At 67.6% G+C, this 13,003-nt stretch carries 15 protein-coding genes and 1 tRNA gene; 5 read left to right on the plus strand and 11 right to left on the minus strand.

The window, feature by feature from the left end; translation table 11 throughout:
* Position 1: 1 nt before the first annotated feature.
* Entirely contained in the window at positions 2–484 is a 483-nt protein-coding gene (locus AC1DVU_RS04895) for an FHA domain-containing protein FhaB/FipA (protein ID WP_476921299.1), read from the minus strand.
* The gene (locus AC1DVU_RS04900) at positions 485–1,207 is read right to left on the minus strand and encodes an FhaA domain-containing protein (protein ID WP_476921300.1); all 723 of its coding nucleotides are present in this window, start codon (positions 1,205–1,207) and stop codon (positions 485–487) included.
* 153 nt (positions 1,208–1,360) lie between these two features.
* On the opposite strand from AC1DVU_RS04900, the gene AC1DVU_RS04905 reads away from it, so the two are divergent.
* Positions 1,361–1,443 (plus strand) — tRNA-Leu (locus AC1DVU_RS04905).
* Between the two features lie 47 nt (positions 1,444–1,490).
* Here AC1DVU_RS04905 and AC1DVU_RS04910 read toward each other — a convergent pair.
* From AC1DVU_RS04910 to AC1DVU_RS04935, 6 genes are all read right to left on the minus strand, one after another.
* A complete protein-coding gene (locus AC1DVU_RS04910) occupies positions 1,491–2,375 on the minus strand; it encodes a hypothetical protein (RefSeq protein WP_476921301.1) in 885 nt (294 codons plus the stop codon).
* Positions 2,376–2,454: 79 nt separating this feature from the next.
* A complete protein-coding gene (locus tag AC1DVU_RS04915) occupies positions 2,455–4,296 on the minus strand; it encodes a phosphoenolpyruvate carboxykinase (GTP) (protein ID WP_476921302.1) in 1,842 nt (613 codons plus the stop codon).
* Between the two features lie 102 nt (positions 4,297–4,398).
* The gene (locus tag AC1DVU_RS04920; protein WP_476921303.1) at positions 4,399–5,484 is read right to left on the minus strand and encodes an alanine racemase; all 1,086 of its coding nucleotides are present in this window, start codon (positions 5,482–5,484) and stop codon (positions 4,399–4,401) included.
* A gap of 21 nt (positions 5,485–5,505) precedes the next feature.
* Positions 5,506–6,006, minus strand: a complete 501-nt coding sequence (locus AC1DVU_RS04925) for a mycothiol transferase (protein WP_476921304.1) — start codon at positions 6,004–6,006, stop codon at positions 5,506–5,508.
* Between the two features lie 76 nt (positions 6,007–6,082).
* Positions 6,083–6,379 (minus strand): DUF4235 domain-containing protein, encoded by a 297-nt coding sequence (locus AC1DVU_RS04930; protein ID WP_476921305.1) that lies wholly within the window; start codon positions 6,377–6,379, stop codon positions 6,083–6,085.
* Positions 6,380–6,469: 90 nt separating this feature from the next.
* A complete protein-coding gene (locus AC1DVU_RS04935) occupies positions 6,470–6,790 on the minus strand; it encodes a WhiB family transcriptional regulator (protein ID WP_476921306.1) in 321 nt (106 codons plus the stop codon).
* A gap of 68 nt (positions 6,791–6,858) precedes the next feature.
* Between AC1DVU_RS04935 and AC1DVU_RS04940 the strand changes: the two genes are divergently transcribed.
* From AC1DVU_RS04940 to AC1DVU_RS04950, 3 genes are all read left to right on the plus strand, one after another.
* Positions 6,859–7,662 (plus strand): crotonase/enoyl-CoA hydratase family protein, encoded by an 804-nt coding sequence (locus tag AC1DVU_RS04940; protein ID WP_476921307.1) that lies wholly within the window; start codon positions 6,859–6,861, stop codon positions 7,660–7,662.
* A 110-nt stretch (positions 7,663–7,772) separates the two neighbouring features.
* Positions 7,773–8,537, plus strand: coding sequence for a class I SAM-dependent methyltransferase (locus tag AC1DVU_RS04945; protein ID WP_476921308.1), 765 nt, complete (start codon positions 7,773–7,775; stop codon positions 8,535–8,537).
* On the plus strand, positions 8,534–9,148 hold the full coding sequence (locus AC1DVU_RS04950) for a YigZ family protein (RefSeq protein ID WP_476921595.1): 615 nt from the start codon (positions 8,534–8,536) through the stop codon (positions 9,146–9,148). The genes AC1DVU_RS04945 and AC1DVU_RS04950 overlap by 4 nt, the downstream gene beginning before the upstream one ends.
* 86 nt (positions 9,149–9,234) lie before the next feature.
* On the opposite strand, the gene AC1DVU_RS04955 is transcribed toward AC1DVU_RS04950, so the two are convergent.
* The 3 genes from AC1DVU_RS04955 to AC1DVU_RS04965 all read right to left on the minus strand — a co-directional run bounded on the left by AC1DVU_RS04955 (position 9,235) and on the right by AC1DVU_RS04965 (position 11,360).
* On the minus strand, positions 9,235–9,507 hold the full coding sequence (locus AC1DVU_RS04955; protein ID WP_056400739.1) for a DUF2277 domain-containing protein: 273 nt from the start codon (positions 9,505–9,507) through the stop codon (positions 9,235–9,237).
* A 40-nt stretch (positions 9,508–9,547) separates the two neighbouring features.
* A complete protein-coding gene (locus AC1DVU_RS04960) occupies positions 9,548–10,690 on the minus strand; it encodes a glycerophosphodiester phosphodiesterase (protein WP_476921309.1) in 1,143 nt (380 codons plus the stop codon).
* Positions 10,691–10,832: 142 nt separating this feature from the next.
* The gene (locus tag AC1DVU_RS04965; protein WP_476921310.1) at positions 10,833–11,360 is read right to left on the minus strand and encodes a TetR/AcrR family transcriptional regulator; all 528 of its coding nucleotides are present in this window, start codon (positions 11,358–11,360) and stop codon (positions 10,833–10,835) included.
* A 109-nt stretch (positions 11,361–11,469) separates the two neighbouring features.
* Here AC1DVU_RS04965 and AC1DVU_RS04970 point away from each other — a divergent pair, with 109 nt between their 5' ends.
* Positions 11,470–12,996 carry an MFS transporter gene (locus AC1DVU_RS04970; protein WP_476921311.1) on the plus strand — a complete coding sequence of 509 codons (1,527 nt, stop codon included), beginning with the start codon at positions 11,470–11,472 and terminating at the stop codon, positions 12,994–12,996.
* Positions 12,997–13,003 lie beyond the last annotated feature (7 nt).

Raw genomic sequence — 13,003 nt, forward strand, 5'->3', positions numbered from 1 at the left:
GCTACTTCTGCAGCTCGACGATGGTCTTGCCGAGTCGGACGGCGATGCCGAGACCGATCGGGACGGGCGAGGTGATGCGCTGGCTGCCGAGGTAGGTGCCGTTGGTCGAGCCGAGGTCCTCCACGAACCACTGCTCGCCGTTGGTCGCGAACCGGGCGTGGCGCGTCGACACGTAGTCGTCGTCGAGCCGGATGGCGGCGTCGGTGCCGCGGCCCAGCAGGATCGGCTTGTCGCCGAGCGGCACGCTCTGGCCGGCGTTGGGACCGGAGACGACCTGGAGCTTGGTCGGCACGCCACGCGGTGCCTTGCGGCTCTTGGTCTTGGTCTTCGCCGGTGCCTTCTGCTTGTTCTTGGCCGGGCGCGGTGCCGCGGGGGCCTTGGTGCCGAAGATGTCGGAGCGGATGACCGACACCGCGGACAGCACGAACAGCCACAGCACGGCCAGGAAGCCGAGCTTGATCAGCGTGAGGGTGAGCTCTGACATCTAGTGGCCGACCTCGGTCATCCGGATCACGATCACGGTGTTGCCGAGACGGATCTCGGATCCGTCGGTGACGACACCCGTGGCGACCTTGTGACCGTTGAGGACGACACCGTTGGTCGAGTTGAGGTCGACGACCGTCACGGTCGTCTCGGCACCACTCTGGTGAACCTTGATCTCGGCGTGCCGTCGCGAGATGCCGGGATCGTCGATCTTGAGGTCGGCCTCGTTGCCCCGGCCGATGACGACACCCGGGGGCTCGACCGGGTGCTTCATGCCGTTGACCTCGAGCAGGACGTTGGAGCTGCGAATCGCGGTGTCGGTCATCCGCTGGCCGGCGACCGGCGTCACGGAGGCGCTGGTCTTGCTGCGTACGCGGAAGCGGCCGGTGCTGAGCTCACCCGTCTTGGTGAACGAGATCTCGAGCGGGCCGGCCATCGTGTAGCGCTGCTCGCTGACGTGCTCCTTGACGAGAGTCGCGAGCTCGTCGGCCAGCGTCGTGCTGAACGGGTTGAGCCGGTCGAAGTCGGGTGGGGACAGCTCGACGGTGAAGACGTTGGGCACGAGCATCCGCTCGCGCGACAAGATGTGGGCGGAGTTGTCGACCTCGCGCTGCAGGGCGGCGGCGATCTCGACCGGCTGCACGGCACTGCGGAACGCCCGAGCGAACGCGCTGGTCACGGCGCCCTCGAGGCGTTGTTCGAATCGCTGCAGCACCCCCGCCATCAGCCTCCGCCTTTCCCTAGTCGTGGTTCTACCCTGCGATCGTATCGGGAGAGCCCATCCTCGCTACTTCGCAGCAGGGGTGGGCGTGAGGAATCGCACCCGAATCAGCCTGTTAGACTCATTTACCGGTCCCCGGCACGTCGCGGGGATCATGCGCGGGTGGCGGAATGGTAGACGCGCTGGCTTCAGGTGCCAGTGTCCGCAAGGGCGTGGGGGTTCAAATCCCCCCTCGCGCACAAAAGGTAGACAGCAGGGCGTCGACACATTCGTCGGGGCCCTGCTGTCATCTGTATCTGTCGTCAGCAACAACCTCGACCGTCGAACCCTCGAGTGGTGTCGTCCGACTCCAGGCATTCACGTCGAACGGCGCATCGGCCTGCGGGACCGTGGCCGCGGCTGATGCGTGGTCGAGCACGCCTTGTGCCAGGTGCGCGTCGATCATCGCGAGTCGGTGTCGGTAGTCCGCCGCGAACTTCGCGGCGACGCGATCGGCCGTGAGCGAGGGTTCGTAGTCCGCGAGGCCGGCGATGGATGTCTCACGCAACTCGTAGCCCAGAGCTTCGGAGACTGCGACGATCACAGCACGTACCCGGTCCGAGACGGCGACCTGGACGACGGTGCTGAACAACGCGCTGGTGCCGGTGATCCGTTGCGCGGATCCGATGACCTTGGCGAGTCCGCCCACGTTCACGCTGTACTCGCCGGGGCAGTACTCGCCCTCCACCTCGCCAATGCGTGCGTCGATGTCACCCATGGCGCGCAGAACGTTCACGTGGCTCTCGGCGTTGTGCGCGAACGTCGAACCCCCGGCCTGCCGGAGATCGAAAGGACGCGTGACGTGGTCGATGATCACAGCCCCGCTGTCGTACGCGAGCATCCTGCCGCCCGGGGAGCGGACGACAGTGTCGAAGCCGGCAGCCCGGGCAACTGCTGTTGCTCGAAGAATGCCCGGCGACCGAACGTCCCGGGCGCTGAAGGCCACCGTCGGACCATGCGCGGTGGACACGCGCACCAGCTCTGACCAGGAGGTGTCCGTGGTCCGCAGGAGCAGCGCCGGGATCACCAGGTCGAAGATCGCTGAACGTGTGACTTGTCGCGGGTAGCCATGGACGAGGACTCTCCGGAACGCCCGGTCCTCTTCGTACGACACCCCACCAGTCTCGGTCATGGCAGCCCAATCGGTCAGGCCACGGTGAAAGACAGAACCCCCGGACCTCTGGGCCGGGGGTTCTGTCGTTTCCTCGTGGCTACGCCTGATCGGCGTCCAGGGCGGCTGACACGCGACGGTGCGCCTCCCAGATCTCTTGGGGCATGTTGTCGAACTGCTTGAGGTGCTCCTCGCGGAAGCCCATCTCCTGGCGCCAGCGCGCGTTGTCGATCGACAGGATGGTCTCGAGGTCCTCAGGCGTGATGTCGACGCCGTCGAGGTTGAGCTCCTCGGCGGTCGGGATGATGCCGACCGGCGTCTGACGACCCGTGACCTCACCGGCCTTGAGCTGCAGGAGCCACAGCAGCGGCCGCAGGTTGTCGCGGTAGCCGGGCCACAGGTAGTGACCGTCCTGGGGATCCTTCTGGAACCAGTTGACGTGCGCGAAGATCGGCAGGTCCTTGGCCGCCCCGACGATGTTGAGGTAGTGCTGGGCGTAGTCACCCTCGCCGTACGCCATGAACGGGCGGTTGGACATCGGGTCGTAGCGCAGCATGCCCTCGAGACCCTCGGCCGCGGACGTGGCCTCGGCGCCGAGCGTCAGGCCGTCGTAGACGCCTTCGGCCAGATCGGTGATGGCGCGGATCAGCGGCTCACGGTCGCGGGTGCGGCCTCCGAAGATGATCGCGTCGATCGGCACACCGGAGGCGGCGTTGTAGTCCTCGGCGATGTTGGGGACGTTGTCGAGCTGCGTCGTGAAGCGGCTGTTGGGGTGGGCCCAGGGGCTGTCGTCGCCGTTCTCGCGATCGGCGATCGGGGAACCTGTCCAGTCGAGCCAGCCATGCTTGTCGGCCGGCGGGTGGGGCGTACGACCTTCCCACCAGACCTCGTGCGTCTCGACGTTGTAGGCGATGTTGGTGAAGATCGCCTGCGTGCCCTCGGCGACCGAGGCGAGCGCGGTCGGGTTGGTGCCCTCGTTGGTGTCCTTGGCAACGCCGAAGACGCCGTACTCGGGGTTCATGCCGTAGAGCTTGCCGCTGGCCTCGTCGACCCACAGCCACGCGATGTCGTCACCGTAGAACGACACGTGATAGCGGTCGCCGAGCACATCGGGGGCGAGCATCATGGCGAGGTTGGTCTTGCCCGAGGCGCTCGGGAAGCCGCCGCAGATGTGGTACGTCTTGCCGGTCTGCTTGTCCTTGATGCCGATCAACATGTACTGCTCGGCGAGGAACTTGCGCGACGCCCAGCCGTCATATGCAGCCTGGCGCAGTCCGTGCGCGATCTTGCCGAGCAGGGCGTTGCCGCCGTAGGACGAGCCGAAGTGCAGGATCGTACGTTCGTCGGCGACCGTCACGAAGTAGCGCTGGTCATTGGGGGTGCCCTGGCCGAGGTTCTCCAGGTCACCGGTCACGTGCACGGCGCGAACGAACTGCTCGGGGTCCTCCAGGGCCTCGAGAAATTCTGCGCCGACGCGCGCCATGCGGATCATGTGCAGCACGACGGTGCGGGTGTCGGTCACCTGCACGCCGGCCGCCCACGGCGCGAGTGCGTTGCCGGGAGGTGACATCAGGTAGGGGATGACGTACATCGTCTTGCCCGCCGAGGCGCCGCGCATGCGGTCCTCGAGCAGGGGCTTCATCTCCGAGGCGGGTCGCCAGTTGTTGTAGACGCCCTTGTCCGCGGGATTGTTCGTGGCGACGATCGTGCGCTCCTCCGAACGCGCGGTGTCCTTCACGTAGCTGCGTGAGTAGTAGAGCCCTTCGCCTGCCGGCTCGAGCTCACCGGCCTCGAGCGCCTCGGCGATGAGCCGCGAGTCGTCAGCTGCGCTGACCACCTCGACCCGCTCTGCTCCGGTCAGATCTGCCCAGTAGCGCACGTACTCGCGCACGTGAGAATTCTTGAGTCCTGCTTCGTCCAGTGCTGCGTCGACATCAACCATCGAACGATCATGCCCTCTCCAGTGGCAGAACGCACGGGTCTATCTCACACGTGGCATATGTCTCGCAATTTGTCTTTGCAGACTGCAAATTCAGCGGGATCGTCAGTGCCCTCTGGCAAGGACCGGAACCGTATTAACCAGCGCGTCATCGCGGACCAGGTGCACCTCGTCGGAGAGGTTCATCATGGTGCAGACATGGTGCGGCACGACCAGCACGCGTTCACCGATCGCGGGCGCCGTTGACGGGTCGTCGGTGTGGAAGACGCCGTGCTCCTCACTCAGGAACGCCGGGTGCAGGTCGGGCCGGTGCAGCACGTGGACCCAGTCGTCCCGGCCCACGCCGTCACTGCTGAGCATCTTGGTGCCGGCGTCGATCACGACCCGGCTCGGCGTCGGCCGCGAGATGACCGTCGCCAGCACGAAGGCCGCGCACGTCTCGTGGGTCGCGACGCCGAGGCGCACCATGTTGGCGTCGTTCATCAGGTACGTGCCGGGGCGCGACTCCGTGATGCCGAGCCCGAAGCCGGCCCGGGCGGACGGCGTCGATCCGACGCTGATCTCCTCGACGGCCACGCCCCGACGGCGCAGCTCCTCGGACGTACGCATGAGGTCGTCGGCTTCGGCGCTGGCGATCCGGACGAGGTCACCTGGGCTCGTCGCGGCATACGCATGACCGGCGTGGCTCGAGACCCCGATGAGCCGGACACCCGGGACGGCGGCGATCTCGAGGCCGAGCTCGACACTGGGCGCGCCGGGCGCACGGCCGAGACGGCCCTGGCCGGTGTCGACCTCGAGCAGCACGTCGAACGGCTCGGAGCCGGCCGCGTTGCCCAGCAGGGTCGCGGACTCGACCGAGTCGAGCGTCACCCGGATCTCAGCCCGCTCGCGCAAGGTCACCAGCCGGTCGACCTTGTCGGCCGACAGGGGCGGATAGGCCAGCGTGATGCTCGGGCATCCGGCGTCGATCATGGTCTCCACCTCGCGCAGGGTTGCGCAGGTCGCACCGATCGCTCCGCCGTCGAGCTGCAGGTGCATGAGCAGCGGGATCTTGTGGGACTTGATGTGCGGCCGCAGGCGTACGCCGTGGGCGGCCGCCGCGCCGGCCATCTCCTCGACGTTCCGGACGACCTGGTCCAGGTCGATCACCACGGCGGGCGTCTCGACGTGGAACGCCTCGGCTCTCAGCATGGAGCCATCATGGTCCAGACGTCAGATCAGGCCGCGGACGTACTCGGCCTGGCCGAGGTGCTTGAGGTCGTCGCCGATCACGCTGATGAGGCGTACGCCGAGAGTCACCGGCGGGTCCCACGAGCTGTCGACGATGCGATCGAGGTCGGCGTTGGTGAGCTCCTGGACATACCGGATCGTCACGTCCGTGACCGCCTCGGCGTAGCCGACCAGCAGCTCGGCGGTGACGTGGACCGTGTCGACGTCGTCGCGGCTGTGGCCGTAGCCCGTGGCCCTCTCGCTGAACGGCAGTCCGAAGCGCTTGTGCCAGCCGGCCGACGACCAGACCTCGTCGGAGCCGGCCGCGTCGGCGACGTGGTTGTCCTGCACCCGCATGAGGTGCCAGACGAGCCAGCCGATCGTGTTGGCACCCGGTGCGACGCGCTGGCTCAGCTCCGCGGGCGAGAGACCGTCGACGACCATCGCGGTGCCCTCGTGGATCCGTCCGAACGTGTCGACCAGCAGGTCAGCGGCCGACGTCATGACCCCGCCTCGCTGAGAAACCCACGATAGCGAGGTGGCGTCATGACCACCCTGATTGTTCGCTCGCTTCGCTCGCTCATGACCCCGGCCATTCGCCGGTGACGCGCTGGAAGCCCTTGGCACCCTGCCGCTGGATGATCGCCTTGACCGCGGCGAAGATCGCGCCCTGCAGCAGTGCGGCCAGGAGGATCTCCTTGAACGCGTACTCCGACTGCAGCGGGGTGGGCGGGTCGGCGTCGTCGCCGCGACTGACCCGCTTCCAGATCTGCTTGAACAGCATCGAGGCGATGAGACCGCCGGCGATCGAGCTGACGATGCCGACGGGGCGATAGAGGATCTTGGCTGACGTGCTGGGCTGACGAGAGGCGGGCATACGAATCAGGCCTTCGCGATGACGTGGCGGGTTGTCGGTGTGGTCATGTCATTCCCTTTGTACACCGATCAGAGGAACTCGGCGCCAGAGTCAGCTGGCGACCTTGTGGCGCGTGAGGGCGGCGCGCTCACTCTCGGTCATGCCACCCCAGACTCCGTAGGGCTCCTGCACCGTCAACGCGTGCTCGCGGCAACGGTCGATGACCGGGCACGTGAAGCAGAGCCGCTTGGCGTTCTGCTCCCTGCGCTCACGCTTGGCGCCCCGCTCGGCCTCCGGCGAGAAGAAGACCTCGCTGTCGGCACCCATGCACGCACCTTGGTACTGCCACTCGTAGGTCTCGATGAGTGGGAGCGGGAGTCTCTTGACGTTGACCATGCGGGGGTATTGCCCCCGGGTTGCGTTTTCAAACATCTGTGGATCGGTGCGTTTTCCGCTGGTCAGGCGGCCTGTCGAAGACCTGGCCGGATAGCCTGACGGGCATGACCGAACCCCGTGTCCTCACCGAGATCGACGGCCCGATCGCGTACGTATGGCTCAACCGTCCGGACAAGCTCAACGGCGTCGACCTCGACCTGATCACCGACCTGATCGCGGCTGCCGAGTCCCTCAAGGGCAACCGCGACATCCGCGCCGTCGTGCTGCAGGGCAAGGGCCGGTCGTTCTGCGCGGGCCTCGACTTCGCGGCGGCGTTCCAGGACAAGAAGCGCGTCGCCCGGTTCTTCTTCGCCGGTCCGCGGACGGTCAACCAGTTCCAGAAAGTCACCGCGATCTGGCGGAGCCTGCCGGTGCCCGTCATCGCCGTGGTGCACGGCCATTGCTACGGAGCGGGCCTGCAGCTCGCCGCCGGCGCCGACTTCCGGTTCACGACGCCGGACGCGACCTGGTCGATCCTCGAGGCGAAGTGGGGACTCGTCCCCGACATGGCCGGCACGGTGCCTTTCAACGAGCTGCTCCCGGCCGATGTGGTGATGCGGCTGTCGATGACCGGCGAGTCGTTCACGGGTGAGAAGGCGGCCGAGCTCGGTCTCGCGACCGAGGTCAGCACCGATCCCCTGAAAGCGGCGCTCGCACTCGTCGACCAGCTCGTCGAGCGCTCCCCCGACTCGGTCGCGGCGACGAAACGGCTGATCTACGGCACCCGACACCGGGGCCTCCGTGGGGCGTACCGGCTCGAGCGCCGGCTCCAGGCGGCGATGTTCAAGTCCCGCAACACCACGATCGCCCGCAAGGCCGGCATGGCCAAGGAGACCCCCGTCTTCGGCCCCCGCACTTACGGTTCCTAGCGACGAAGTCGCGGTGGGGGTCCCCCCACGAGCTCTGCGAGTAGGGGGAGGGAGCGAAGCGACCGAAGGACGATTAAGCGTGTGCCCGGAGGGTTGTTACTGTGGTCGGCGTGACTGAAGAACAGCCCTCCAAGAAGGTCGCCAACCAGTACGAACGTGGCTACGACTACACGAAGTACTGGGACAACCGCGACTACGAGAACGCCGCCGAGCACATCGCGATCCGGCGGCTGCTGAAGGGCAACCACTACCGCAAGGCGGCCGACATCGGTGGCGGCTTCGGACGCCTGTGCATCCTCCTGCGTACGTTCTCGGACGAGGTCACGCTGGCCGAGCCGGCCGCGACCCAGCTCGAGGCGGCGAAGCGGGTGCTCGAGGGCACCGACATCAAGCAGGTCCAGATGCAGGCCGACGACCTCAAGTTCGAGGACGGCGAGCTCGACCTGATCACCATGATCCGCGTCATGCACCACCTCCCCGACCCGACCGCGGAGTTCGCGGAGATCTCCCGCGTGCTCGCCCCCGGCGGCACCGCGATCATCGAGGTCGCCAACTACGGCCACTTCAAGAACCGGCGCCGCCACAAGAAGGAAGGCACGCCGTTGCCGACCGAGCCGGTCAACATCCGCAAGGCCAAGGCCGACGAGCCCGACGCGATCGCGTTCGTCAACCACAACATCGACACCGTCGTCGGTCAGCTCGGGGCCGCGGGCCTCAAGCTCGAGAACAAGCTCTCGGTCTCCAACCTGCGCAGCCAGACCCTCAAGCGGGCGCTGCCGACCAGCGCGATGCTGGCCGCCGAGCGCCTGACGCAGCGTCGTCTGGCGCGCAGCAACTTCGGGCCCAGCATCTTCCTCAAGCTGCGCAAGCCCTGACGCACTACGTCACGATTGCCCGCAACGCCTCGGCAGAGCTCGAGGCAAAGAAGTCACGGTTCCTCTGTGATCTGCGCCGGGTCGAGACGGAGGCTGACGCGCGTACGTTCGTCGAGTCGATCCGCAAGCAGCACTTCTCGGCACGGCACCACTGCACGGCCTTCGTGATCGGACCGGACTCGGCGCTGCAACGCTCGAACGATGACGGTGAGCCGGCGGGCACCGCGGGGGCGCCGATGCTCGAGGTGCTCACCCGCCGAGGCGTCAGCGATGTCGTCGCGGTGGTGACGAGGTGGTTCGGGGGCACTCTGCTCGGGGCCGGCGGGCTCGTCCGGGCGTACGGGGAGAGCGTCGGGCTCGCGCTTGACGCGGCTGGCGTGCGGCGCCGCGAGCAGCGCCACGTCATGACCGTGACGATCGCCGCAGGAGGCGCCGGAGTGCTCGACAACCGGCTGCGGGCGCTCGGTGAGGTGACCGATGTCGCGTACGGCACGGAGGCCGTGTTCACTGTCGCAGCGGTCGATCCGATCGCGTTCGCCGGTGAGGTGGCCCGGGCGAGCGCCGGACGTGCCGTCGTAGATCAGGTCGGCACGGCCTGGGTCGACGTGTGAGCGTTGATAGCCCTGATGGTCTGTGGTTTCGAGGCTGCGGCCGCGGGCGGCCTTCGCACCTCAACCACCAATTAGCCCGACCGGACTCAGGCGGAGGCGAAGCGCGCGGCTGAGCGGGCCTTGGCCTTCGCCGCCTCGACCTCGCGGTCCTTGGGCGGCGCGGTCGTCACCAGGTCCTCGAGGAGGTGCCCCGTGATGTGGGCGATCTCCGCGACGGCGCGGTTGAACGCCTCTTCATTGGCCTTCGACGGCTTGGTCGCCCCGCTGATCTTGCGGACGTACTGCAGCGCGGCGGCCTGGACCTCGTCGTTGGTCGCGGCGGGCTCGAAGTTGTGGAGGGTACGAATGTTGCGGCACATGCTTCAACCCTAGAACTCCGAGCCCGCCTCCAACAGGCCTTTAGCTCTCCTCCCACCAGTCGCGCGCGGCGTCGGCGCTGTCGGTGTAGTCGGCGAAGACCCCGTCGAGACCAGCCTCGAAGAACGTGTTGAGCTCACCGAAGATGTCGCCCTTGGCGTTGGGGTCCGTGCCGTCGCGGAAGTCGGCCGGCAGGAACTGGTTCTCGTCGCGGAACGTGTAGGCCACGACCTTCAGGCCGGCCCGGTGCGCGTTCTTGACCAGCGGAGTCGGCGTCGTCAGGAAGCCCTTGGCGTCGCGCGGGATGATGCTGTTCTTCTCCGGGCCGAGCCAGGCGGCGTACGTCGCGACGTCCCGCAGCCCGGCCGGCGTCATGAGGTCGGCGTACGTGCGCGGGTCGCCGGTGGCCACGAGGTCGTACGGCGCGCCGGCTGCCGACGTCAGCTGGACGAGCGGGACGCGGGTCTGCCGCGCGAGGCTTCGCAGGTTCGAGGTCTCGAACGACTGGATGACGACCTTGGCGTGCCTCGAGTTGCGACCGGCCTTGGTCAGTGACCGGAGCAGCGGCTTCTCGAGCGGCAGGCCGATCGACCGGAAGTACGTCGGGTGCTTGGTCTCGGGGGCGACGCCGATCGTGCGCCCGCGCTTGTGGCCCTCGGAGTTGGCGAGTGCGAGGACCTCGTCGAACGTCGGGATCTCGAAGCGTCCGTCATAGCGCGTGTTGCCCGGGCGTACGGCCGGCAGCCGCTCCTTGGCCCGCAGGGTCTTGAGCTCCTGCAAGGTGAAGTCCTCGGTGAACCACCCGGTCTCCACGACGCCGTCGACCGTCTTGGTCGTCTTGCGCTGCGCGAACTCGGGGTGGTCGGCGACGTCGGTCGTGCCACTGATCTCGTTCTCGTGGCGGGCGACGAGGACGCCGTCCTTGGTGCTGACGAGGTCCGGCTCGATGTAGTCGGCGCCGAGCTTGATCGCCAGGGCGTACGCGGCGAGGGTGTGCTCGGGCCGGTAGCCGGAGGCGCCACGGTGCGCGAACACCGTGATCGCCTGGTGGTGCGTCCTGGTCGCGGGCGCCCGGTCGGTGGGTGGCTTGTCGGCGGTCGCGGGCGCGGCGACGGCTCCGGTGGCGATGGCGGCGACGCCGAGGGCGTGCGCCGTGCGGCGGACGTACGGATGAAGGAGTGTCATGCCCCGAGTGCAGACGCGCCGGATGACGTACGCGTGCACGTCACGGTGACTACCGGTGAACTCCTAGGGACTGCTGACCGCTGGCTGTGGTTTCGAGGCTACGGCCGCGGGCGGCCTTCGCACCTCAACCACCGAAGTGCTCCTAGAGCACGTCCAGGCGTTTCAGCACCGCGCGTACGTGCTTGAGCGCATTCTTCTCCGTCAGCCCCGTGGTGTCGTCGAAGTAGAGACCGTCACCGATCAGCTGGATCGTACGAGCGAGCGACTCGTCGCCGAGGTGCTCACGCAGGACGGTGAACCAGCCCTCGCGGAGGTCGGCGAGTGCAGCAGCCGCGCGTGAGTCGTTCTCCTGGGCGATGCGGCCCGCGGCGACGAGCGCGCGGTCGAAGTTGCTGCCCGTGTTGACCGACGTGGCGAGGTAGAACTCGACAGGGCCCTTCTTGGCCGTCCGCATCTTGGCGACGTCGGCCTCACCCTGCTCGCGGAGCCGGGTCAGCATGCCCTCGACGAGCTCGTCCTTGCTGTGGAAGTGGTAGAGCAGACCGCCCTTGGACACCTCGGCCTCGGCAGCGACCGCGTCGAGGGTCGCGGCTCGGCTTCCGGCGGTGACCAGGAGGGTCTCGAACGCGTCGATCAGGCGATCTCGTGTCGAACGCTCGGTGGCCGCCATGCGCACACCTTAGCCGCGCCCCATGGAGAGGAATATCACCAGCCTCCGGCTCGTTCACTATACCGTCTGGACGGTACAGTTGGTCCGTTCCGAATTGGGAGGAGGCCCCATGACCACGATCGACTCGCGCTACCGCGCCGAACAGCTGGATGCCCCACGCGCTGGACTGCGCGAATGGGTGGCGCTCGGCGTCCTCATGCTGCCCGTCCTCCTGACCTCGATCGACAACACCGTGCTCAGCTTCGCGCTTCCGCAGGTCAGCGTCGCGCTGCATCCGACCGGTGAGCAGCTGCTCTGGCTCGTCGACATCTACCCCCTGATGCTGGCCGGCCTGCTCGTGGCGATGGGCAGCCTCGGCGACCGCATCGGTCGTCGTCGCCTGCTGCTGATCGGCGCGGTCGGCTTCGGCATCGCGTCGGTGTGCGCGGCGTTCAGCCCGAGCGCGGAGGCCCTGTTCGCCTCACGCGCCCTGCTCGGCGTGTTCGGCGCGACCTTGATGCCCTCGACACTGTCGCTGATCCGCAACATCTTCACGCACGGTGACGATCGCCGGCTCGCGATCGCCACGTGGGCGGCCATGTTCGCCGGAGGCGCGGCTCTCGGACCCGTTGTCGGCGGCTGGCTGCTCGAGCACTACTGGTGGGGATCGGTGTTCTTCATCAACGTGCCGATCATCGCGATCTTCCTCGTCGCGGCGGTGTTCCTGCTGCCGGAGTCCCGCGACCCGCGCCCCGGCCGCATCGACGTCCCCAGCATCGTGCTCTCGATGACCGCGATGCTGCCGTTCGTGTTCGGCATCAAGCAGGCTGCCGAGCATGGGTTGAGCGACCCAGCGCTCGTCGGGTTCGGTGTCGGCATTGCGAGCGGAGTCATGTTCGTACGTCGGCAGCACCGGCTCGTCGACCCCTTGATCGACATGACGCTGTTCTCTGACCGGGTCTTCAGCGGTGCGATCGTCGCGAACCTGTTGAGCCTCATGGGATACGCCGGCTTCGTCTACTTCGCGGCGCAGTTCCTGCAGCTCGTGGTCGGCCTGTCCCCCTTGTCGGCGGCGACGGTCCTGCTGCCGGGCCTGTTGGTCACGGTCATCGCCGGGTTCGCCGCGGTCCGCCTCGTCCGCTTCTTCCCGGCGCGGGCGCTCGTGGCCGGCAGCTTCGGCCTGTCTGCGGCCGGCTATGCCATCGCCGCGTTCGTCGGCACGCCTTCGACGGTGTCGATCATGATCGCGTTCTCGGTGCTGGGACTCGGGATCGGCCTGGCCGAGACCCTGACCAACGACCTGATGCTGTCGAGCGTCCCGCCCTACAAGGCCGGGGCCGCATCGGCGATCTCCGAGACGGCGTACGAAGTCGGAGCGGTGCTGGGCACGGCGGTGCTCGGCAGCATCCTGACCTCGACGTACCGCTCGCACTTGACCGTGCCCGCGGTGGCGAAGTGGGGCGAGAACGACTCGTCCTTCGAGACGCTGGGCGGGACCGTCGAGTACGCCAAGTTCTATCCGAACGGCGTGGGCGAGGCGATGCTGCGATCGGCGCACGAGGCGTTCGACCTGGGCGTCCAGCTCACGTCGGCGACGGCGATCATCGTGGCGCTTGCCGCGGCACTGGTGTCCTGGCGGACGCTCAAGGGTGCCTGAGGCACAT

This window comes from Aeromicrobium sp. P2_G6, from assembly GCF_056403535.1.

What these genes read in the sequence shown, in the direction of transcription:
- AC1DVU_RS04960 (WP_476921309.1), bottom strand. Translation starts at nt 10,690, where the DNA reads ATGACACTCCTTCATCCGTACGTCCGCCGCACGGCGCACGCCCTCGGC.
- AC1DVU_RS04895 (WP_476921299.1), bottom strand. Translation starts at nt 484, where the DNA reads ATGTCAGAGCTCACCCTCACGCTGATCAAGCTCGGCTTCCTGGCCGTG.
- AC1DVU_RS04970 (WP_476921311.1), top strand. Translation starts at nt 11,470, where the DNA reads ATGACCACGATCGACTCGCGCTACCGCGCCGAACAGCTGGATGCCCCA.
- AC1DVU_RS04955 (WP_056400739.1), bottom strand. Translation starts at nt 9,507, where the DNA reads ATGTGCCGCAACATTCGTACCCTCCACAACTTCGAGCCCGCCGCGACC.
- AC1DVU_RS04910 (WP_476921301.1), bottom strand. Translation starts at nt 2,375, where the DNA reads ATGACCGAGACTGGTGGGGTGTCGTACGAAGAGGACCGGGCGTTCCGG.
- AC1DVU_RS04925 (WP_476921304.1), bottom strand. Translation starts at nt 6,006, where the DNA reads ATGACGTCGGCCGCTGACCTGCTGGTCGACACGTTCGGACGGATCCAC.
- AC1DVU_RS04930 (WP_476921305.1), bottom strand. Translation starts at nt 6,379, where the DNA reads ATGCCCGCCTCTCGTCAGCCCAGCACGTCAGCCAAGATCCTCTATCGC.
- AC1DVU_RS04920 (WP_476921303.1), bottom strand. Translation starts at nt 5,484, where the DNA reads ATGCTGAGAGCCGAGGCGTTCCACGTCGAGACGCCCGCCGTGGTGATC.
- AC1DVU_RS04965 (WP_476921310.1), bottom strand. Translation starts at nt 11,360, where the DNA reads ATGGCGGCCACCGAGCGTTCGACACGAGATCGCCTGATCGACGCGTTC.
- AC1DVU_RS04940 (WP_476921307.1), top strand. Translation starts at nt 6,859, where the DNA reads ATGACCGAACCCCGTGTCCTCACCGAGATCGACGGCCCGATCGCGTAC.
- AC1DVU_RS04935 (WP_476921306.1), bottom strand. Translation starts at nt 6,790, where the DNA reads ATGTTTGAAAACGCAACCCGGGGGCAATACCCCCGCATGGTCAACGTC.
- AC1DVU_RS04915 (WP_476921302.1), bottom strand. Translation starts at nt 4,296, where the DNA reads ATGGTTGATGTCGACGCAGCACTGGACGAAGCAGGACTCAAGAATTCT.
- AC1DVU_RS04900 (WP_476921300.1), bottom strand. Translation starts at nt 1,207, where the DNA reads ATGGCGGGGGTGCTGCAGCGATTCGAACAACGCCTCGAGGGCGCCGTG.